Here is a 20,966-nt window from a genome sequence, read left to right as displayed (position 1 = left end):
GGTCGGGCTGCGCGAGGCAGTCCGACCGGCGGCCGGTGACCGCGGCGTCAGCGCAGGCCGAACGCCCGCGTGATGCGCTGGCTCACGGTGTTGCCGGCGGCGTCGCGCGCGGTGGTCCGCAGGCTGACGAAGTCGGCCTTCGCCGGTGCGGCCAGGTTGACCCGCCATCCGTCGCCGTGCCGGGTCAGGCGCGGCTTCTGCCAGGTCGCACCGTCGTCGTAGGACACCTCGACGGTGACCGGGCCGACCGTGCCCGCGACGCCGGGCAGGTGCGAGGCGAGCACGGTCAGCGGCGCCCGCCGGGACGCCTTCCCGTCCCGGTCGATGTCCACCTGGTAGTCGAGCTGGATCATCGGCAGCACCTCCGCCGACTCCGCCCCGGTGACCGCCGAGCTGAAGCCCCACTCGGTGCGGGTCTGCCGGGAGTACGGGTTGGTCCAGGCCGCCCGGTCGTTCTCCACCACCAGCCGGTACGGCAGTCGTTGCTCAGCCAGGCCGCCGACCTGCAGGTACTCGGCGTTGCCCCAGTCCAGCTCCTTGTCCCCCTGGTAGAGGGTGGTCCGGTTGACCATGTCGAAGTTGGCGTACGCCTCACCGATGTGGCCGCCCCCGTCACCCCAGCCGGGCGCGGGCAGGTAGACGGTGTCCAGGTACCGCACGGGCGTGTAGCTTCCGCCCATCCGGGGGCGTTGGATCGGCCCGAACCAGGTGACGCTGTTCGGCTTGCCGGCCGAGTACGTCGTCACCGCCGGGAGGTGCTGTCCGGTCTCACCGGCGATGTACGCGTCGTCGACCCACCGCTGGTCGGTGCTCACCCAGTCGGTGCGCCGACCCTGCGCCGGCGCTTCCTCCTGGTTGCTCGACGCCCAGCCCCGCCAGATGTCGGTGCGGAACTCCAGCGCCTTGCCCGGCCGGTAGTTGCGGAACTCCACGTCCACCCGGGCCAGCTCCCGCTTCGTCGGCCGGTAGGTGACGTCGCCCGGCACCGCGCCGGTCCAGTGGTGCGCCACGTCGTACAGGTAGCTGGTCTCCGGGTGCGACTCGACGGTCAGCCGCACCGGGCCGCGCTCCAGTGCGGCGACGAGCTGGTCGCCCTCGTCGGCGCCGAGCGTCGCGACGGTCACCGGGGCCGGGCTCTCCGGGCTCCACGCGAACTCGTCCCACGGCTGGAGCCGCCCGACGCCGTCGTTGACCACCAGCAGCAGCTTGGCCCCGGCCGCCGCGGCGGCCTGCGCCTGGGCGGCGATGTCCACGGTGTCGCTGCGGCGGACCACCACCGCCCGGTCGCGGACCGGCCGCTTGGCCAGCCCGGCCGCCGACGCGTCGGCGACGTAGACCGCGTCCAGCTGGCGACGACCGGCCGGCAACGCCGGGGTCGCCCGCTTCACCAGCAGATCGTCGTACGCGCGACTACCGGCCGAGACGGTCAGCGCCGGCTCCTCCAGCCGCCACCGGGCACCGAACTCGAACTCGCCGTCGGTGACCGCACGGCTCGTCGGCAACGCCCACATGCTGTCGTACGAGTCGTCGGGCAGCACCTGGCTCTCGGTGAGGCTGGTCGTGGTGGACCGGTGGATGTCCATCCGCAGCGAGGTGGCGGTGGCGTCCTGCGGCACGACGGCCCGCACCTGCCGGGCGGCCCGCGCGTCGAGGGTGACGGTGCGGTCCCGGTCCAGGTTGACGTCGGTGAAGCTGAGCATCGCCATGCCCTTGGAACGCGGCCCGTTGACACCGCGTACGTCGGCGGAGATCCAGCCGGTCCAGCTCGCCACCGGCAGCCGCAGCGTCGCGGTGCCACTCTCGGGTAGGTCCACGGCGGTGAAGAGACCCTCGGTGGTGAGGATGACCTTGCCGGCGAGAGGCTTGCCGTCCCGGTCCTTCGCGATCAGCGTCAGGTTCTGCCGCTGGCCCTCCTTGCCCGCGCCGATCAGGGTGCGGCCACGGACGGTTCCGGCGTCGTCGGTGGCGACGATCATGCCACTGACCTGCTTCTCCACCGGGAGCTTGTCGTACGCCGCGGTCACCGTCAGGGAGGCGGTGCCACCGGCGGGCACGGTGACCGTGTCGGCGGAGAGGGCGAAGAGGCCGGCGGGTGCGGTGGCCGCGTCGACGGTCAGCTTCAGGGCGACCGGTGCGCCGCCGACGTTGGTGTAGGTGACCGTCCGGTCGACGGTCGATCCCGGCTGCTGCGGCCAGCCCTGGAAGCCGGAGTAGGCGCTCGGGGTGGCGAAGACGGTGGCGTGCGCGGCGGCGACCGCGTCCACCCGACCGGCACCCGCCTGGTACGGGGTGTACTCGGGGGTGGCCTTGACCGTGCTGACCAGCGCCTCCTTGATGCGCTGACCGGTCCAGTCGGGATGCGCGGCGGCGACCAGCGCGGCCGTGCCCGCCACGTGCGGGGTGGCCATCGACGTGCCGCTCATCAGCGTGTAGTCCCCGGAACCGCCCCGCACCAGGTGGGAGCGGGCCGCCAGGATGTCCACACCGGGTGCGGTGATCTCGGGCTTGAGCCCGCCGTCACCGGCACGCGGACCCTGGCTGGAGAAGTCGGCCAGCTGGTCGTTGGCGTCGACGGCGCCCACGGTGAGCGCGGCGTCGGCGGCACCCGGGCTGCCGATGGTGGCCGGGCCGCTGTTGCCGGCGGCGATCACGAAGAGGGCGCCGGTCTCGGCGCTGAGCCGGTCGACCGCCTGGCTCATCGGGTCGCTGCCGTCGGTGGACCCACCGCCCAGGCTCATGCTGACGATGCGGGCCTTCTGCTCGCGGGCCGCCCACTCCATGCCGGCGATGATCCACGAGTCCTGCCCGCTGCCCTCGCTGTTGAGCACCTTGCCGATGTGCAGCCGGGCACCGGGGGCCACGCCCTTCTCGGCACCACCGGACGCGGCGCCGGTGCCGGCGATCGTCGAGGCGACGTGGGTGCCGTGGCCCTTGTAGTCGAGGATGTCGGGCTCCGACGGCACGAAGCTGCTGGACTCGGCGATCTGACCGGCGAGATCCGGATGCTCGGCGTCCGCACCCGAATCGAGCACCGCCACGTCGACACCGGCCGCGGTGTTGCCCTCCGCCCACAGCTTCGGCGCGCCGATCTGCGCGGTGGACTCGGCCAGGTCGGCGTGCACCCGGCCGTCCAACCACACCTTGGCGATGCCGTTGGCCAGGGCGGGGGCGTCGCCCGTACGGCGGGCGGAGCCGGCGGTCAGCGCGGCCCAGAACCGGCCGGCGGTGGAACGCTCGCGGGTCAGCGCCGCACCCTGCACGCTGTCCAACTGCCGGACCAGTTTGGCACCGTCCACACCGGGTCGGGTGCGGGCCTTCACCGCCGCGTCGGTCATGGTGACGATCAGCGGCAACTGGTCGGTGTGCGCGTCGTCGTACCCGTCGGCGATGAGTTCGGTGACGTTGAACAACTGCCGGTCCAGCACGCCGCTCGTGACGTACGACAGCGCGCTGTCGGGGTAGACGTAGGTGTCGCCGTCGAGCACGGTGCGGTGGAAGCTCGGCGTGCTGCCGTCCGGCCGGCGCACGGTCGAGACGGTGCTGCCGTCCGCCGCCGTGGTGACGGTGACCGTGTCACCGGTGATCAGGGTGACAGTCGACGTGCGTCCGGCGGCGGCGGGAGGAATCCCGGCCGGGCGCTCGGGGCTGGTGGGCGGGGCGGCGGACGCCCCCGCGGCGGGTGGGGTGAGCCCGGCCGCCAGGGTGAGGGCGGCGCCGAGGGCGATCAGCCCGGATCGGCGACGCCGGTGAGACAGAGCCAAGATGACCTCTTTGTGTCGAGAAGTGGTACGCAGCACAGCATCGACGCCACGCCCACCTCTCGTCCCCCACCCGACCGCGGCGCGTTTGAGCCATGGCACAAACGTGCCACCCCACCCCCAACCCCGTCGATCATGGAATGGTGGTGCCCGACGTCAGGTGGAATTCACCCACCACAAGTCCATGATCGACACTGGGCGGCTGACCGCGCGGAGGGGTGGGGGTGTGGGTTAGGGGGTGGGGGGTTTCAGGGCCAGCTCGGCGAGGCGGTCGAGCTGGCTCGGGTCGGACAGGGCCGAGCCGACCGCCACCACCCGTACGCCCGCCTGCAGGAACGGGGCGGCGTTGCCCGCGTCGAGGCCGCCGGTCGCGACGAAGCGCAACTGGGGCAGCGGGCCGGCGAGGGCCTTGAACCAGGCCGGGCCCAGGGTGATCGCGGGGAACGCCTTGAGCCAGGTGAGGCCGTGCCGCAACGCCTGCTGGGCCTCGGTGGGGGTGGCCACACCGGGCAGGTGCGGCAGGCCCCGCGCGGCGGCGGCGTCGGCGATCGTCAGGTCCAGCCCGGGCGCGACGGTGAACGCGGCTCCCGCGTCGGCCGAGGCGGCGACCTGCTCGACGTCGAGCACGGTGCCCGCGCCGACGATGCGGCCCCGCTCGACGCCCGCCTCGACGGCGGCGCGCAGCGCCGGTACCGCGTCGGCGGTGGCGACCGGGACCTCCACCACGTCGATGCCGAGGTCCCAGGCGCGCTCGGCGAGCCGGACGGTCTCGGCGACCGGCAGGCCGCGCAGGATGGCCATCACCCGGGCGCCGCCGAAGATGTGGTCGAAATCCGGTGTGGTCATGATGCACTCCATCCGATCGCGGTGAAACGGTTGCCTGGTGGTCCGGCCGGAACCCGACGACTCAGACCGGCGTCGGCGCGCCGGTCAGGTCGAGCGGCGACCACGCCTCGACGGGGGCGGCGAGCAGATCCTCGAACCAGGCCCACGGCGGGACCGGGGCGTTGTCGCCGCTGCTGGTCAACGCCTGCGCCGCCATCAGGTGGCCGAGGCGCAACCGCCGCACGGGGTCGAGGTCGCGCAGCAACCCGGCCAGGTAGCCGGCGGCGAACGCGTCTCCCGCACCGACCGGCTCGACCACGGTCACCCGGGGCGCGGGTACGAAGACCGGCTCGGCGTCGCGGCGCAACGCGGTGGCGCCCACCGCGCCGTCCTTGACCACCACCGTCTCCGGGGTGGGCAACAACCGGCGTACGGCCGTCGGGTCCGCGGTGCCCCACAGCGTCTGCGCCTCGTCCTGACCGACGAAGACCAGGTCGCACTGGTCGGCGAGGTCACGCAGCACCGGTGCGGCCTGCTCGGCGGACCACAGCCGGGCCCGGTGGTTCACGTCGAAGCTGACCAGTGCGCCCGTCAGCGGGCGGGCGGTCACCGCGTGCTCGACGAGCGCCAGGCAGGAGGCGGAGAGCGCCGGGGTGATCCCGGACAGGTGCAGCACCCGGGCACCGGCCAGCCCCGGATCGGCCAGCGTGCCCGGGTCCATCCGGGAGGCCGCCGACCCGGCCCGGTAGTAGTGCACCGCGGTCCCCTCCGGGCCCGGGTCCTTCAGGTACATGCCGGTGGGGGCGGCGGGGTCCACGACCACCTGGTCCACCCGGACGCCGGCGGCGGCGACGTGCCGGACCACCGCCCGGCCGAAGGGGTCGTCGCCGACGCGGCTCACCCAGGCCACCCGGTGCCCCAGCCGGGCCAGGTAACCGGCCACGTTGGACTCCGCGCCGCCCACCGAGACGGCGACCCGTTCGGCGTGCTCCAACGGCTCACCGGGCGCGGGGCAGAGCACCACCATCGTCTCCCCCACCGCGGCGACCTCGACCGGCGTACGGCCGGCCGGGGTGGTCGAGCGAACCTGTCGGGGGTCGGTCGGCATCGGGCACACGTCCTCGCGGCGGGGTCCTGGGCGTCGCCGAGCCTAGGTGTCGCGCCCGAGACGGGCAACCCGTCGCGTCACCGGTCAGGGCAACGTCAGCCCGTACGCGGCCAGCACCTCGGCGATCGGCTGGTAGTAGGTGGTGCCGCCGGCGGTGCAGTTGCCGGTGCCGCCGGAGAGGATGCCGAGGATGGTGCCGGTGGACGCCACGTAGAGCGGTCCGCCGCTGTCCCCCGGTTCGGCGCAGATGTTGGTGCGGATGAGGCCGTAGATCACGCCGGTGGAGTAGTTGACCGTCTGGTTGAGCCCGGTGACGGTGCCGCAGCGCACCCCGGTGGTGACACCGCTGCGACACACCGCCTGCCCGATGTACGCGTTGCCGGAACCGTAGACGGTCAGCAGCCCGGGATAGGTGTAGACGGCGCTCGGGTGGGCGATCCGACCGGTGTAGCGGATCAGGCCGTAGTCGTTGGTCGGGTAGCTGGTGGCGGTGCGCGCGCCGAGCACCGTGGTCTGGGCGCTGTCGGCGTACCAGGTGGCGGCGGCAGCGGTGCAGTGCCCGGCGGTCACCACGTAGTAGGTGCTGCCGCTGCGCACGTTCGCGCCGAGCGAGCAGCGCGCCCCGCCGCCGTAGATGCCCTGCCCGGCCGCGATCAGGGGGCGCAGCGTTCCCGGCTCGCGGCGCAGCACCGCGCCGGCCCGGTCGGCCGCGGCCCGGAGCGCCGTCAGCTCGGCGGGGGCCACTGTGTCGTCGACGGTGACGGTCATCCGGCCGCTGGCCGGGTCGAACCCCCAGGAGGTGCCCACGGTGCGCACCTGGGCCAGCACGGCCGCCGGGTCGGCGGGGGTGGCCCGGTCGGGCACGGCGGCCTGCGCCGCGCCGGGCGCGACGAGCAGGAGAACGCTCAGGACGAGGGCGGCGAGCGGGGAGCGGCGCATCCGAACCTCCGAATAGATCGGGATTGATGGATGCGGTCAAGCATCGTCCGGCGTCCGACGCCGTGGCAACCTCCGGTTGCCGTCTTCCCCGACCCGCGGGAATCGCCGATCCGGGGACGGCCCGCGTCGCCGCCGCCGATAATCCTCGGAGGCGGCGGCGGGAGGCCGGGCATGACCACCGCAGGAACCGCGGCGCTGGTACGCCGGCCGGACGGGTCGACCCGGGCCACGCTGCTGGAGTTGCTCTTCGACGTGGTCTTCGTGGCCGCCCTCGCACTGACCTCGACGCTGCTCACCGAGAACCTGTCCTGGTCCGGCGGCGCGAAGGTGCTGCTGATGCTGACGGCCATCTGGTGGACCTGGTCGGTCACCTCCACCACCACCGAGTTCTACGATCCGCAGCAACGACCGATCCAGGTCATCCTGATGATCGCCATGGTCGGGTCGGTGGGGATGGCGGCGTCACTGCCCATGGTCACCGAGGGGCACGCGTTGATCTTCGCGGTCTCGTACGTCGGCACGCACGTGCTCCGCGGCATCATCCTGATCACGTCGCTGTACCGGCAGCGCCACCGGGCGGCCACCATCCGGGCCAGCCGGTTCCTGTTCTGGTTCGTCACGTCCGGCGTCTTCTGGATCACCGGCGCGGCGGACGGCTACGTGAACTGGACGCTCTGGACCATCGCCATCCTGATCGACCTGCTGTCCGCGGCGGCCCGCTATCCGACGCCTTGGCTGGGTCGGGTGCCCATCGACCAGTACGAACACACGACCGGGCACCTGGGCGAGCGGTACCAGCAGTTCGTCATCCTGGCCCTCGGCGACATCATCCTGGTGCCCACCATGCGGGTCAGCCGTACCGATCTCGACGGCGTCCGGGTCGTCTCGCTGTTCTGCGCGTTCGCCGTCATGCTGCTGCTCTGGCAGGTGTACGTCTTCCGGGCCGGCGAGTTGCTGGAGGCCGGGGCCCGGGGCGGGCGACCGGCACGGGTGGCCCCGTACACCCATCTGGTGATGTTGGCCGGTGTGGTCGCCACGGCGGCCTCGTTCGACCTGGTCGTCTCCCGGCCGACCGGGACGACGCCGGTCCGGTGGCTCGTGCTGCTCGTGGGCGGCCCGGCGCTGTTCGTGGTCGGCCGCGCGTTGTTCACCCTGCTGGTGTCCACGAGCGTGCCCTGGTGGCGGGTGGCCTGTCTGATCGTGCCGCTGCTGCTGCTGCCCTGGGCCGGTGGCTGGCCGCCGGTGCTGGTCGTCGTGGCCGTCGCGCTGGGGCTGGCGGGGCACGTGCTGATCCCCGGGGCGGTCCGGGAGACCACCCCGGGCGTACGGGTGCGGCGGCCCGGGGATTGAGCCTCAGCCGAGGTGTCGACCGGCCCACTCGGCGAGGTCGCGGGCGCACGCGTCCACCGACTCCCGCCAGGTCCGGGCCGCGCCCTCCCCCGCCTCGTCGCTGACCTGCTTGACCAGTCGGCACGGCACACCGGCCTGCGCGGCGGCCCACGCCACCGCGTACCCCTCCATGTCGACCAGGTCGGCGCGCTGCGCCAACCGGTCCCGCGCCGCGTCGTCGGCCACGAACGTGTCACCGGTGGCCAGCACCGCACCCTCGGTGGCCAGCGACAGCGGCGCCCCGTAGGTCTCGCCGGTGAGCGACCGCAGCAGCTCGGTGTCCAGGTCGTGCTGGAGCACGGTGGCCACCTCGTGGATGCCGGCCCACCCGGGCCGCAACGCCCCGGCCGTACCCAGGTTGAGCAGCAGGGAGGGGCGCGGCCCGGCGGCCAGCACCGCGGCCACGGCACTGGCGGCGTTCACCTTGCCCATGCCGGTGAGCAGGACCGGCAGGTCGGGCGGCAGGTAGCGGGCCTCCTCACCGACAGCGAGCACCACCAACGGACGATCGGCGCGGACCGTACCCCGAAGATTCACCGGAGCATCGTACGGGCCGGCTCCTCGGCCGCCGACGTCAGCGGTGACCGCCGCTCAGTGGACGGACCGGGCGGCAACGACCTGACCTCCGCTGGTCTCCCCGGTCGGGCGGAACCCGAGCTTGAGGTAGAACCCCTCCGGGCCGTCCTCCCCCGACTCCCAGGTCGTGTAGACCCGGTCGTGCCCTCGTCGGCGGGCCTCCGCACGGACGGCGTCCACCGCGTAGCGGCCGTAGCCCCGGCCCTGCTGCCCGGCGGCGATGTTGAGCCGCCAGAGGCCCGAGCGTTTGTCGTCCGGTCGGTCCCATTCGATGTCGAAGAAGCCCATCAGGAAGCCGACGATCTCGTCACCCTCGACGATCAGACGTGGCCAGGCGATCTCCGGCTGCGCGTACGCCTCGGCGAGCGACCAGGCGACCGGCGACACGTACCTCTCCTGGTCGGGTCGCACGTTCAGCCGGCACGCGGCTTCCACGTTGTGTTCAGTGATCCTCACCAGTTCGGGCACGCCCGCCACCATATCGAGCGGGATTCGTCAGCGGGCCGTCGAGCAGCGCGCGCAGACCGCCGCCACGACGCGGTCGACCATGGCGAGGACGGCCGGGCCGGTCGGTGGGCGGGCGGGTCTCCGGCGGCTCGTCGGCAACTTCGGCCGCTGGTGCGCCCGCCACAGCGCACCCGACTCCCGGGGAGGTCCCTCTACGCCGAGCTGGTCCTCTCCCGCCCGCAGGCGGGCGGCCACACTCGGCGACGCGGCCGACGACGGCAAGGGATGGCGGCTGAAGGCCAAGCCCGCCTACCATCGCGCGCCGCTGACCGAGCGCCAGTCGCACGTCGCACCGCCGCCCGCCCCTGGCCGGACCTCTACCACGGCGCCAACTACCCACAGTTGCAACAGGTCAAGGCCCGCTGGGACCCCCGCGACTTCTTCCACCACGACCTGTCGGTACGACCACCCGGCCGATGAACGGCGCGGCACCGCCGTGACGGCCGCTGCGGCAATCCGTATCCAGCGTGCGTTCGGCCGCCGGCTAGGTCGACCTACCGAGCAGCGATATACCTCAGAGTCATAAATGTACCTCTGAGGTATATCGGTCATGACCACACCCGCCCCGGGAGCGAACGACCCGAACACCACCACGCGACGAAAAGCCACCCGCGCCCATCAGAGCCCCCGGGGCATCTGGTGATCAGATGGGCTGCGTTCTGCCATGGGAACGTGGCGACGCTGTCGAGGTCTGCCTCGGTGAGACTGTCGAGAACACCCAACACTCGGTACGCGTCCCCCGCAGCCACACGACGGTCCCGTGGCGGTCGGCCCCGAAGATGATCGATGGTGACCGTCCACCACCAGCCCATGTGCCAGGTCAGCCAGCCGATCGTCGGCACCGGAATCGGGTCGGGCTCGGTGTCGGCCCAGTCCGGGGTCCAGCTGCCGTCAGCGCCACGCCGCAGGGACCAACAGGTCGAACTGCCAGCGCAGGAGGGCAAGGGACGGTACGGACATCCGGGAGACCGGCATGCCTGTCGACACGATAATCGCGCCGAGCCAGGCGCGAACGATCAGGTGGCGTCGTCGGCGGGGCAGCGGTCGGAGAGGGCGTAGCGGAGCAGGACCACGTCGCCGATCTGACGGGCTTCGGCGAGCCGGGCACGACGGCCGGGGTGCCAGGGGAAACGACCGTCGCCGACGAACCGGGGCGCCCGCCCGTCGCCGACGAAGAACGGGGCGACCACCAGGTGCAGTTCGTCGGCGAGACCGGCGGCGAGGAACTGGGCGTGCACCGTCCCGCCGCCCTCCACCATCAGCCGCCGTACGCCCCGTGCGGCCAGGTCGGTCAGCATCCACCCGGGGTCGACCGGGTCTCCCGCGTCGATCACGGTGGCCAGGCGGCCGAGGCGCTCCCGGGCCTTCTCCAACGCGCCCGTGGCGCAGTAGACGAGTCGGGCCGACTCACCGGCGGTGAAGAAGCGGGCGGTCGGGTCCAGGTCACCCTGGGCGGTCACCGTGACCTTGGCGGGCGACGCGGGTCGGCCGTCCGCCACCCGTTCGGCGCGCCGGTCCGTCGAGCGCACCAGCAGCCGAGGGTCGTCGCGGCGGACCGTGCCGGCGCCGACCAGGATCGCGTCGCAGCTGGCCCGGACCGCGTCGACCCGGTCCAGGTCGTCCTCGTTGGAGAGCAACAGCCGTTGGTCGGAGGCGTCGTCGATGTACCCGTCGATCGACGCGGCGCAACTGAGCAGCACGTACGGCCGCGTGGACTCCGACCGGCCGTTCATCGGGAGACGGGCCGGTCGGCGGTGCGAGTCGTCCGCGCTTCCGCCGCCTCGGTCTCCGCCGCCTTGGCCGCCTTCGCGGCCAGGTAGCCGGCATTGGCCGGGGAGAGGAACACGCTGGTGGGCACCCGTTCGGCGACGTCCACGCCCAATCGCGTCAACTGCTCGGCCTTGTCGGGATTGCTGCTGAGCAGTCGGATCCGCGGCACGCCCAGCGTGGCCAGCATCTGCGCGGCGGCCGTGTAGTCCCGCTCGTCCTCACCGCGCCCCAGCGCGACGTTGGCCTGGTAGGTGTCGAGACCGGCGTCCTGCAACGCGTACGCGTCGAGTTTGGCGTACAGGCCGATGCCCCGACCCTCCTGCCGCAGGTAGAGCAGGAAACCGCCGGTCTCCGCGATGCGCTGCACCGCCTCGTGCAACTGCGGCCCACAGTCGCAGCGTTGGCTGCCGAACACGTCGCCGGTCAGGCACTCACTGTGCGGGCGGACCAGCGGGGGGTCTCCCCCGGCGGCGAGCCGGTCCAGTGCGCCCGCCCAGTCGCCCAGGCCGAAGGCCAGGTGCTCCCGACCGTCCACCAGGCCCTTGAACGTGAACACCCGGACGGTCGTGGCGTAGCCGTCGGGGAACGTCAACGGCACCGTGACCTGCGTACGGATCGTGGCGACCGGCAATGCTTCGGGCATGGGACTCCTCTGTCCGGCGTCACCGACACACGGCGACGCGTACGTCTCACCACCCACTCAACACCCGCCGACGGAGGCGGCTTCCCGGGCGGGGGCCGGGGTCCGGGTCTTCCAGGCGAGCAGCACGGCGGCTCCGGGCAGGCTGGCGACCAACACGAGTGCTCCGTAGACAGTGGCGGTCGCGACACCCTCGGCCGCGCTGAGCCCGGCCGCGCCGAACACCCACGCCGCCACCCCCTCGCGTGGCCCGAAGCCGGCGACGTTCAGCGGCAGGCCCATGGCGAGCAGGGCCAGCAGCGTCAACGGCAGCAACCGCGACAGTGGGGCGTCCGACCCGGCGGTCCGTGCCGCCACCAGGAAGGTGGCCAGGTGACCGGCGACCATCACCGCGGAGGCGATCAGCACGCCGAGCCAGGTGCGCCGGGCCAGCAGGCCGGAGCGTACGTCCGCGACGGCGGTGCGCAGCGCCCGCGCCCAGCGGGAGGGGCCGGCGTTCGGCACGGCCCGGGCCACCAGCACGGCGACCAGCCCGCCTCCGAGAAGCAACGCGGCGGCGAGCGGCAGGTACGGGCGCACCGGCGACGGGAAGGCCGCGAGCACCACCAGCGCGACGCCGACCAGGACCACCTGCCCGGCGGTACGTTCCCAGACCACCGCGCGGATGCCCCGGCTCACGTCACCGGCGTCACGGCCGTGGCGGACCGCCCGGTGCACGTCGCCGAGCATCCCGCCCGGCAGGGTGGCGTTGAGGAACACCGCCCGGTAGCAGTGCGCCACCGCGGTCGCCAGCGGCAGCCGTACGCCGAGGCCGCCGGCGACCAGGCTCCACCGCCAGGCCGCGCAGACCGTGGTGAGCACCCCGATGGCCAGCGCCGCGCCCAACGCGGGCGCGTCGATCAGCCGCACCCCGGCGAGGAACGGGCCGCTGCCCACCTGCCACAACAGGACGGCGAGCAGACCCACCCCACCGACCACTCGTGCCCAGGCCCAGAACATCGGCGTCGGCCCTCCCCTTGAAGATCGTCCACTTGCCCTAGTCCACGTACCCCGGGCGTGAACGGTTCATCCACCGGCGAGGAGGTCACTGTGCTCGACCAGCACGGTGAGCTGTCCGGCCGCCGCCTCGTCCAGCCGACGACGGGCGTACGCCCGGGCGGGACCGGCCAGGTCGGGGCGCTGCTCGCACGCCGCGCCCAGCCAACCCCGCAGCCACTCGGCGGCGAGGTCGGCCTGCTCCGGGCCGAGCCGCCACGGGCTGGGCCGCTCCCGTACGTCGACACCGTGCCGGGCGAACGCGGCGGCGGTGGCGGCGACCGCGTCCGGCCCGAGCAGTCGGCGACCGTCGACGGTGCGCCGCTGGTGCTCGTTGAACGCGGCCTCGACCACCTCGTCCAGCGGGTCGGCCGGGGTGAGCCGGACCCGCCCGGTCACCGAGACGGCGAAGATGGTGGGGCGGCCGACACAGGCGGCCACCACCCGGTCGACCTCCTCGGCGGTGAGCATGTCCAGCAGCGCCGACGCGGTGACCAGGGAGGCATCGGCCAGGTCGGCGGCGTCGAGCCGGGTGAGGTCACCGCAGCGGGTGCTGACGGTCACCGGGGCGCCGTCGGCCGCCACCACCCCGGTCATGCCCTCGGCGACCCGGGCCAGCAGATCCCCGTCCCGGTCGTGCAGCACCCAGTGCTGCGGGCCGGGTAGGCGCGCGGCCACCCACCGGCTCATCGAGCCGGTGCCGCTTCCCAGGTCGTGGATGACGGTCGGGGTCGCGCCGGCCAGCCGGGGGCGGACGGCGTCCAGCAGGTCCTCGGCACGCGCCGCCGCGTCGGCCGGCTCGCGCAGCCGCAGCCAGTCGGCGAACGACAGGGTCTCCTCGACGGTCATCCCGCCACCTCCTTCAGCGCGGCGGCCAGCAGCGCGGTCGTCACCGGCCAGTCGGTCAGGGTGTCGCGGCGGGCCAGGGCGGCATGCCGCAACCGGGCCCGCAACGCGTCGTCGGTCAGCCAACGGACCAGCGCCCCGGCCAGCGCGGCCGGGTCGTGCGGCGCGACCAGCAGGCCCGGCCGGTCCCCGTCGGGCGCGTACCCGAGGGCCTCCGGGAGCCCACCGACCTCGGTGGTCAGCACCGGCAGGCCACGGGCCAGCGCCTCGGTGACGACCATGCCGAACGTCTCGCCCCGGGACGGCAGCACCAGCAGGTCGGCCTCGGCGTACGCGGCGTCCAGCGCCGCACCGGTCAGCGGACCCGCGAATCGCACCCGCTCGGTGAGACCCGCGCCGGTGAGCCGCTCGCGCAGCCGTCGCACGAGATCCGGCTCCCGGTCCAGGGTGCCCGCGCACACCATCGTCCAGGGCAGCCCGACCACCGTGGACAACGCGTCGACGAGTACGTCGTACCCCTTGTGGTGGGTGACCGCCGCGACGCAGAGCAGCCGTCCGCCGGCGGCCGAGCCGGGTGCCGGCGGCGCCGGTCGCACCCCGGGCGGCGCGGCCCGGACCCGGTCGGCGAGGGTCCGGTGGCGGGCCACCAGGTGGCGGCGGGTCCACTCGCTGGTGGTCACGACGGCCCGCGCGGTCGCCAGCGCGCGGGCCTCGGCCTCGTCGTCGAACGGCAGGTGGACGAGGACGACCAGACGCAGCCGCCGGGCGTGCGGGGCGAGGAGGTCGGGCACGGTCGAGGCGATCAGGCCGTCGAGCAGCACCACGGCGTCGTCGGGCAGGGCGGCGAGGACCTCGGCCAGCCTCGCCCGGTCGACCGGGTCGGGGTCCGGCCACGCACCGGGCACCGGGTGCTCACGCACCGACCAGCCGTGCTCGCCGAGCCCGGAACAGATCCGCCGGTCGTACGTGTTGCCACCGCTCGGGGTGGCCGGGTCGTCGATGTCGCCGGGCAGGACGACGTGCACCGGGCGGCCGGTCGTGGCCGACCCGTCGGCGGGCGCCGCCCGCCCGGCATCGATCACAGCGACCGCTCGTAGCCGGCCCAGGCGATGTGCGACTCGTGCAGGGTGACCGCGATGCCGGTCAGGTCCCGCGCCCCGGCGCCCAGGTCGCCCGCGTGCACCCGCTCGGCCAGCCGGTCCGCGATCGTGCGGGCCAGCACCTCGGTGGTGGTGTTCACCCCGGCGAAGGCCGGCTCGTCGTCCAGGTTGCGGTAGGTCAGGTCGGCCAGCACCGCCCGCAACTGCTCGGTGGCCAGGCCGATGTCGACCACGATCCCGTCGGCGTCCAGGTCGGGCCGGCGGAACGTCGCGTCCACGACGAACGTCGCCCCGTGCAGACGTTGCGCCGGACCGAACACCTCGCCCCGGAAACTGTGGGCGATCATGATGTGATCCCGAACGGTCACGCTGAACACTGTCACTCCCCGTCGTCGTAGGTGATGAGGTGGCAGAGCGCGGGCAGGTCGCCGCTGCTCAGTCGGGCAAGCACGTCGGGCAGCTCCGTGAACCGGGACGCGCCGGTGATCAGGGCGTCGAAGGCCGGGTCGTCGAGCAGGTCCAGGGCGAGCGCCAGCCGGTCGGTGTAGCTGCGCCGCCCCCGGCGGGCGGGCGCGACCATGCCGACCTGACTGCTGCGCACGGTCAGCCGCCCGGAGTGGAACGCTCCACCCAGCGACACCTGCACCGGGCGGTCGCCGTACCAGCTCAGCTCGACGACGGTGCCCTCCGACGCGAGCAGGTCCAGCGACAGTTGCAGTCCGTCGCCGGTGGCGCTGGCGTGCACGACGAGGTCCCGGTCGCCGGTCGCGTCGGCCGGTTGGGCGAACTCGACGCCGAGCGCGCCGGCCACCCCGGCCCTCCGGGCGTCGGTGTCGACCAACTCGACCTGCACGCCGGGGAACCGGGCGAGCAGCGCGGCGACACAGCAGCCCACCATGCCCGCGCCCACGACGGTGACCCGGTCGCCGAGCAGCGGCGCGGCGTCCCACAGCGCGTTGACGGCGGTCTCCACGGTGCCGGCGAGCACCGCCCGGGCCGGAGGCACCCCGTCCGGTACGGGCACCACGGCGGTGGCCGGCACGACGTACGCGCTCTGGTGCGGGTGCAGGCAGAACACCGTCCGCCCGAGCAGGTCCGCGGGGCCCTGCTCGACCACGCCGACGCTGAGGTAGCCGTACTTCACCGGGCCGGGGAAGTCACCGTCCTGAAAGGGGGCGCGCATCGCGGCGTACTGGTCGGGGGGCACCCGGCCGGCGAAGACGAGCGTCTCGGTGCCCCGGCTGACGCCGGAGTAGCGGGCTCGGACCAGCACCTCGTCGGGCCCGGGTGCGGGCAGCGTCACCGGACGGATCTCGGCCGCACCGGGCTCGCGCACCCAGCAGGCGTACGCCTCGCTGCTCACGTCGCGCACCTCGTCTCCTGCTCCGGCCAGACCCGACGGTCCGGCTTCCGTGCCCCGGTCGGGGTCGTCGATCATAAACACGGCGCTACGGTGTGCACGGTTCGAAGCCGACTCCGGTGATCTCCAATCCGGACAAAATGGTCATAGCCCTGCTTATTCCCCTATACGCTCCCCTGGCACATCAGAACCAACGGGGGCGTGATGAGAATTTCCTGGTGGAGTGGCCGCAGGTCACGGGTGGCAGCGATGATCGCCGCCGGTGGCGTCCTGGCGCTCAACGGTCTGCTGGTGCCGGGACCCGCCCGGCTCAACCCCGTGCTGGCGGCGGTCGACGAGGCCGTCGGGCCGGTCGACCCGGTCGGCGCGGCCCTGAGCTTCGGCGTGATGACCGAGGGCGACGCCCGGGTGATCAACGACGAGAACGAGGGCACCCTCGCCGTCGGCGGCGACCTCACCTTCGGCAACTACCAGCTGGCCGGGGCGACCGCCGGATCGTTCGTGGTGCCCGGCGACGCCAACCCGAGCGCCCTGGTGGTGGGTGGACGGGTGAACTTCGCCGGCAGCGTCGGCGGCAGCCGCCTCCAGGTGCTCTCCAACGGCTACGCCAAGGTCAACAACCTGACCGGTACCTTCGTCCGCGACACCGACAACAACGGCGCCCAGGTCAACACCCGGATCCTGCCCGCGAACGACTACGACGCCTCGCCCCGGGTCGAACTGGTCACCCGGCAGCCGGTCGCCAGCGTCGGGCCGACCTCACCGATCAACTTCGGCGCCGCCTTCGCCACCTTCCGCGACACCACCGCCAGCCTGGCCACCTGTGACAACACGGTGGTGCTCCGGACGCCGAACGGTGACGTGCTGCCCCGACCGATCCCGCCGGGCAGCAACGCCGTGATCACGCTGACCCCGGGCGTGACGAACGTGCTCAACCTGAGCGCCACGGACCTGGCCAACATCCAGATCCTGACCTTCGCCAACCAGCCCACCGCCGACACCCCGCTGCTGGTCAACGTGGACACCAGCGGCGTCGGCAACACCTTCGCCTGGACCGCCCCGAACTTCGCCGGGATCGGCGGGCCGCAGGCGCGCTACGTCCTGTTCAACTTCCCCACCGCCACCGCGCTCACCCTCACCGAGAACGCCGCAACCGTCGAAGGCACCATCTACGCTCCCAACGCCAGCCTCACCGACCTCTCGGCGAGCAACACCGAGGGCAGCGTCATCACCCGTACGCTGGACCACCGCGGCGGCGAGATCCACTACTTCCCGTTCAGCACCACACTCGCCTGTGAAGGAGCCACACCCGCCGACATCTCGGTGGTCAAGTCGTCGACCACCGCGTTGATCAGCAGCGTCGGCCAGCAGGTGCCGTACTCGTTCCACGTGGTCAACACCGGCGGCGTGCCCCTGACCGACATCTCCGTCACCGACGTGCAGACGCCGCCGTCGTCCAACGCCAACCTCGGCCCGATCACCTGCGCCGCCACCACCCTCGCGCCCGGCGCGAGCACCGCGTGCACGGCCACCTACACCGTCACCCAGGCCGACCTCGTCAACGACGGCGTCACCAACGTCGCCACCGCCCGGGGCACCCCACCCACCGGCCCGCCGGTCGTCTCCGACCCGGATACCCTGACCATCCCGGCGGAAGAGCTCACCGCCGCCGTCACGGTGGTGAAATCCTCCACCACCACGTCCATCACCTCGGTCGGGCAGCAGGTTCCCTACCGGTTCCTGGTTGCCAACACCGGCGGACTGACCCTGACCAACGTGACCGTCACCGACGTGCAGACACCGCCGTCGTCGAACGCCAACCTCGGCCCGATCACCTGCCCGGTCACCACCCTCGCTCCCGGCGCCAGCACCACCTGCACCGCCACCTACACCGTCACCCAGGCCGACCTCGACAACAACGGGGTCACCAACGTCGCCACCGCCCAGGGCACCCCACCCGGCGGCGGCACTCCGGTCACCTCCTCACCCTCGACGCTGACGATCCCCGAGGCCGGTCTGATCGCCGCGATCGCCATCATGAAGACCTCGACCACCACCTCGATCACCACGGTCGGGCAACAGGTGCCGTACCAGTTCCACGTGTTGAACACCGGCGGGTTCACCCTGACCAACGTGAACGTGACCGACGTGCAGACACCGCCATCGTCGAATGCCAACCTCGGCCCGATCACCTGCGCCGCGACCATCCTCGCGCCCGGCGCGCAGACGCTCTGCACGGCCGCGTACACCGTCACCCAGGCCGACCTCGACAACGACGGCGTCACCAACGTCGCCACCGCACACGGCACACCACCCGGCGGCACACCTGTCGACTCGACGCCCGCGACGCTGACCATCCCGGAGAGCGGCCTGGTCGCCTCCATCGCGATCCTGAAGACGTCCACCACCACGTCGATCACCACGGTCGGGCAGCAGGTCCCGTACGAGTTCCACGTCGTCAACACCGGCGGGTTCACCCTCACCGGCGTGACCGTCACCGACGTGCAGACACCACCGTCGTCCAACGCCGACCTCGGCCCGATCACCTGCCCGGTCACCACCCTCGCGCCGGGCGCGACCACCACCTGCACCGCCACGTACACCGTCACCCAGGCCGACCTGGACTTCGGCTCGGTCCGGGACAGCGCGACCGCGCAGGGCACGCCACCCGGCGGTGGCACGCCCGTGCAGTCACCACCGGCGACCCTGACCATCCCGGCCGACGTCGTCACCCCCGGCATCTCGCTGGTGAAGTCCTCGACCACCACGGCGATCACCACGGTCGGGCAGCAGGTGCCGTACCGGTTCCTGGTGGCCAACACCGGTGGCGTGACGCTCAACGGGGTGAACGTCACCGACGTGCAGACACCCCCGTCATCGAACGCCAACCTCGGCCCGATCACCTGCCCGGTCACCACCCTCGCCCCTGGCGCGAACACCACCTGCACCGCCACCTACACCGTCACCCAGGCCGACCTCGACAACGACCAGGTCGCCGACGTCGCCACCGCCCACGGCACACCGGCTGGCGGTGACAACCCGATCGACTCGACGCCCTCGACGCTCGTCATTCCGGCGGCCGACCTGATGCCGTCGATCTCACTGGTCAAGTCCTCCACCACCGTCTCGATCAGCACCGTCGGGCAACAGGTGCCCTACCGGTTCCTGGTGGCGAACACCGGCAACGTGACGTTGTCCTCGGTGAACGTCACCGACGTGCAGACACCACCGTCGTCCAACACCAACCTCGGCCCGATCACCTGCGCCGACGCGACGCTCACCCCCGGCGCGAACACCACCTGCACCGCCACCTACACCGTCACCCAGGCCGACCTCGACAACGACGGGGTCACCGACGTCGCCACCGCCCACGGCACACCACCGGGCAGTGAGACACCCATCGACTCGGCCCCGGCGACGCTGACCATCCCGGACGCAGGGATCGTCGCCGGCATCCAGGTCGTGAAGACCTCCACGACCGTGGCGATCGACATGGTCGGGCAACAGGTCCCGTACCGCTTCCTGGTGGTGAACACCGGCGGGTACACGCTCACCGACGTGAACGTGACCGACGTGCAGACGCCCCCCTCGTCCAACGCCGACCTCGGCCCGATCACCTGCCCGGTCACCACCCTCGCCCCTGGGGCGAGCACCACCTGCACCGCCACCTACACCGTCACCCAGGCCGACCTCGACAACGACGGGGTCACCGACGTGGCGACCGCACACGGCACACCGCCGGGCGGAGGTACGCCGGTCGACTCGCCGCCGTCGACGCTGACGATCCCGGAGTCGGGGGTCGTGGCGGCCATCGAGGTGGTCAAGTCGTCCACCACCGTGGCGATCACCGCACCGGGTCAGCAGGTGCCCTACACGTTCCTGGTCGTCAACAGCGGTGGCTTCACGCTCACCGGGGTGACAATCAACGACACGGTGCTGCCGCCGTCCGAACGCGGCGTGCTCGGGCCGATCACCTGCGGTCCGCAGAACATCCCGAACGGGGAGGTGACCCTGTCGCCGGGTGCCTCCATCGAGTGCCGGACGACGTACACGGTGACGGCTGAGGACTTCACCGGCTCGGCGTTGCGCAACGTCGCCACGGCCACCGGCACACCGCCGCTCGGACCGCCGCCGGTGTCGCCACCGTCTCCGTTCGACATTCCGATCCCGCACCCCGCGATCGCCATCACCAAGTCGGTGACGCCCAGCGTGGTGTCGGCGGCCGGTGACGTGGTCACGTACCAGTTCGTGGTGCGCAACACCGGCAACACCCCGCTCAGCGCGGTGACCGTCGACGAGACGGAGTTCTCCGGCACCGGCACGCCCGGCGCGGTCACCTGCGGCACTGTCACTCTGGCCGCCGGCGAGAGCACCACCTGCACGTCGACCTACGCGGTCACCGCGGCGGACATCGAGGCCGGTCGGATCACCAACACGGCAGTCGCCGTCGGTACGCCGCCGACCATTCCCGGACAGGAGCCACCCGCACCGGTACGCTCCACACCCGCCACCGCCGAGGTCACCGCCACCCGCGGTGCGGCCATCACCGTCGTGAAGTCGAGCAGCACCGACCGGATCCACCGGCCGGGCCAGCACGTGCCCTTCCAGTTCGTGGTCACCAACACCGGGCAGGTGACGCTGACCGGCGTGACGATCACCGACACCCTGACCGCGCCGGCCTCGGCGACCGACCTCGGCCCGATCACCTGTGGTCCGGAACGGACACCGAACGGCTCCGTCACCCTCGCCGCCGGTGCCGCCGTCACCTGCACGGCGACGTACACGGTCAGCAAGGCCGACTACCACCACGGTTCGGTACGCAACACCGCGACGGCGACCGGCACCCCGCCGGAGGGCCCGGCACCGGTCTCACCCGAGTCCACGATCACCATTCCGGTGAAGGGCAAGCTCCCGGTGACCGGTGATTCGTTCCCGATCGGCGGATGGATGGGCGCGGGCGTGCTGGCGGTGCTCCTCGGCGCCACTCTGCTGCTGATCGTCCGGCAGCGCAGGACCCGCGCCTAGCGCGGAGCGTTCGCGAGGGTCGGACCGGAGGGGAACCGGTCCGGCCCTCGCGGCACGTCATCTGACGACCACGACACAGCAGGCAATC

Annotated in this window: 16 protein-coding genes and 1 pseudogene; 4 read left to right on the top strand and 13 right to left on the bottom strand. The window is 72.7% G+C overall.

The window, feature by feature from the left end:
• Positions 1–47 precede the first annotated feature (47 nt).
• The 4 genes from O7617_RS27310 to O7617_RS27295 form a co-directional block, all read right to left on the bottom strand.
• Positions 48–3,761, bottom strand: a complete 3,714-nt coding sequence (locus O7617_RS27310; RefSeq protein WP_282259066.1) for a S8 family serine peptidase — start codon at positions 3,759–3,761, stop codon at positions 48–50.
• Between the two features lie 228 nt (positions 3,762–3,989).
• Positions 3,990–4,604 carry a bifunctional 4-hydroxy-2-oxoglutarate aldolase/2-dehydro-3-deoxy-phosphogluconate aldolase gene (locus tag O7617_RS27305; RefSeq protein ID WP_282259065.1) on the bottom strand — a complete coding sequence of 205 codons (615 nt, stop codon included), beginning with the start codon at positions 4,602–4,604 and terminating at the stop codon, positions 3,990–3,992.
• A gap of 61 nt (positions 4,605–4,665) precedes the next feature.
• The gene (locus tag O7617_RS27300; protein ID WP_282259064.1) at positions 4,666–5,691 is read right to left on the bottom strand and encodes a sugar kinase; all 1,026 of its coding nucleotides are present in this window, start codon (positions 5,689–5,691) and stop codon (positions 4,666–4,668) included.
• 84 nt (positions 5,692–5,775) lie between these two features.
• Complete coding sequence (locus O7617_RS27295) at positions 5,776–6,630, bottom strand: S1 family peptidase (protein ID WP_282259063.1); 855 nt, start codon at positions 6,628–6,630, stop codon at positions 5,776–5,778.
• Between the two features lie 171 nt (positions 6,631–6,801).
• Here O7617_RS27295 and O7617_RS27290 point away from each other — a divergent pair, with 171 nt between their 5' ends.
• Entirely contained in the window at positions 6,802–7,980 is a 1,179-nt protein-coding gene (locus O7617_RS27290) for a low temperature requirement protein A (protein ID WP_282259062.1), read from the top strand.
• 3 nt (positions 7,981–7,983) lie between these two features.
• Here the strand turns inward: O7617_RS27290 and O7617_RS27285 are convergent, their stop codons facing one another.
• Both O7617_RS27285 and O7617_RS27280 read right to left on the bottom strand, forming a co-directional pair.
• The gene (locus O7617_RS27285) at positions 7,984–8,556 is read right to left on the bottom strand and encodes a nucleosidase (protein WP_282259061.1); all 573 of its coding nucleotides are present in this window, start codon (positions 8,554–8,556) and stop codon (positions 7,984–7,986) included.
• Positions 8,557–8,610: 54 nt separating this feature from the next.
• Positions 8,611–9,075 carry a GNAT family N-acetyltransferase gene (locus tag O7617_RS27280; RefSeq protein WP_282259060.1) on the bottom strand — a complete coding sequence of 155 codons (465 nt, stop codon included), beginning with the start codon at positions 9,073–9,075 and terminating at the stop codon, positions 8,611–8,613.
• A gap of 252 nt (positions 9,076–9,327) precedes the next feature.
• On the opposite strand from O7617_RS27280, the gene O7617_RS27275 reads away from it, so the two are divergent.
• A complete protein-coding gene (locus O7617_RS27275; RefSeq protein WP_282259059.1) occupies positions 9,328–9,522 on the top strand; it encodes a BBE domain-containing protein in 195 nt (64 codons plus the stop codon).
• A gap of 596 nt (positions 9,523–10,118) precedes the next feature.
• On the opposite strand, the gene O7617_RS27270 is transcribed toward O7617_RS27275, so the two are convergent.
• The 7 genes from O7617_RS27270 to O7617_RS27240 form a co-directional block, all read right to left on the bottom strand.
• A complete protein-coding gene (locus O7617_RS27270) occupies positions 10,119–10,835 on the bottom strand; it encodes a dihydrofolate reductase family protein (RefSeq protein WP_282259058.1) in 717 nt (238 codons plus the stop codon).
• Entirely contained in the window at positions 10,832–11,515 is a 684-nt protein-coding gene (gene ribA / locus O7617_RS27265; protein WP_282259057.1) for a GTP cyclohydrolase II, read from the bottom strand. Before ribA ends, O7617_RS27270 begins: the two co-directional genes overlap by 4 nt.
• Positions 11,516–11,572: 57 nt before the next feature.
• Positions 11,573–12,511 (bottom strand): lysylphosphatidylglycerol synthase transmembrane domain-containing protein, encoded by a 939-nt coding sequence (locus O7617_RS27260; protein ID WP_282259056.1) that lies wholly within the window; start codon positions 12,509–12,511, stop codon positions 11,573–11,575.
• A 66-nt stretch (positions 12,512–12,577) separates the two neighbouring features.
• On the bottom strand, positions 12,578–13,396 hold the full coding sequence (locus O7617_RS27255; RefSeq protein WP_282259055.1) for a class I SAM-dependent methyltransferase: 819 nt from the start codon (positions 13,394–13,396) through the stop codon (positions 12,578–12,580).
• Entirely contained in the window at positions 13,393–14,475 is a 1,083-nt protein-coding gene (locus tag O7617_RS27250; RefSeq protein ID WP_282259054.1) for a glycosyltransferase family 4 protein, read from the bottom strand. The genes O7617_RS27255 and O7617_RS27250 overlap by 4 nt, the downstream gene beginning before the upstream one ends.
• Complete coding sequence (locus O7617_RS27245; protein WP_282259053.1) at positions 14,472–14,870, bottom strand: 6-carboxytetrahydropterin synthase; 399 nt, start codon at positions 14,868–14,870, stop codon at positions 14,472–14,474. Before O7617_RS27245 ends, O7617_RS27250 begins: the two co-directional genes overlap by 4 nt.
• A gap of 2 nt (positions 14,871–14,872) precedes the next feature.
• Positions 14,873–15,856, bottom strand: a complete 984-nt coding sequence (locus O7617_RS27240; RefSeq protein WP_282264880.1) for a dehydrogenase — start codon at positions 15,854–15,856, stop codon at positions 14,873–14,875.
• A 339-nt stretch (positions 15,857–16,195) separates the two neighbouring features.
• Between O7617_RS27240 and O7617_RS27235 the strand changes: the two are divergent.
• A pseudogene (locus O7617_RS27235) lies at positions 16,196–17,164 on the top strand (choice-of-anchor A family protein); the annotation flags it as partial.
• A 726-nt stretch (positions 17,165–17,890) separates the two neighbouring features.
• Complete coding sequence (locus tag O7617_RS27230) at positions 17,891–20,878, top strand: hypothetical protein (protein WP_282264879.1); 2,988 nt, start codon at positions 17,891–17,893, stop codon at positions 20,876–20,878.
• Positions 20,879–20,966: the final 88 nt, after the last annotated feature.

Source organism: Micromonospora sp. WMMD1155, assembly GCF_029581275.1.
Classification (GTDB): Bacteria; Actinomycetota; Actinomycetes; order Mycobacteriales; family Micromonosporaceae; genus Micromonospora.
This window is presented reverse-complemented; position numbering and strand designations above follow the sequence as displayed.

Excerpts from the sequence above, each read along its gene's own strand:
- O7617_RS27290 (WP_282259062.1), top strand. The coding sequence starts at position 6,802 with ATGACCACCGCAGGAACCGCGGCGCTGGTACGCCGGCCGGACGGGTCG.
- O7617_RS27230 (WP_282264879.1), top strand. The coding sequence starts at position 17,891 with ATGAAGACCTCGACCACCACCTCGATCACCACGGTCGGGCAACAGGTG.
- O7617_RS27295 (WP_282259063.1), bottom strand. The coding sequence starts at position 6,630 with ATGCGCCGCTCCCCGCTCGCCGCCCTCGTCCTGAGCGTTCTCCTGCTC.
- O7617_RS27280 (WP_282259060.1), bottom strand. The coding sequence starts at position 9,075 with ATGGTGGCGGGCGTGCCCGAACTGGTGAGGATCACTGAACACAACGTG.
- O7617_RS27275 (WP_282259059.1), top strand. The coding sequence starts at position 9,328 with ATGGCGGCTGAAGGCCAAGCCCGCCTACCATCGCGCGCCGCTGACCGA.
- O7617_RS27255 (WP_282259055.1), bottom strand. The coding sequence starts at position 13,396 with ATGACCGTCGAGGAGACCCTGTCGTTCGCCGACTGGCTGCGGCTGCGC.
- O7617_RS27305 (WP_282259065.1), bottom strand. The coding sequence starts at position 4,604 with ATGACCACACCGGATTTCGACCACATCTTCGGCGGCGCCCGGGTGATG.
- ribA (WP_282259057.1), bottom strand. The coding sequence starts at position 11,515 with ATGCCCGAAGCATTGCCGGTCGCCACGATCCGTACGCAGGTCACGGTG.
- O7617_RS27300 (WP_282259064.1), bottom strand. The coding sequence starts at position 5,691 with ATGCCGACCGACCCCCGACAGGTTCGCTCGACCACCCCGGCCGGCCGT.
- O7617_RS27270 (WP_282259058.1), bottom strand. The coding sequence starts at position 10,835 with ATGAACGGCCGGTCGGAGTCCACGCGGCCGTACGTGCTGCTCAGTTGC.
- O7617_RS27260 (WP_282259056.1), bottom strand. The coding sequence starts at position 12,511 with ATGTTCTGGGCCTGGGCACGAGTGGTCGGTGGGGTGGGTCTGCTCGCC.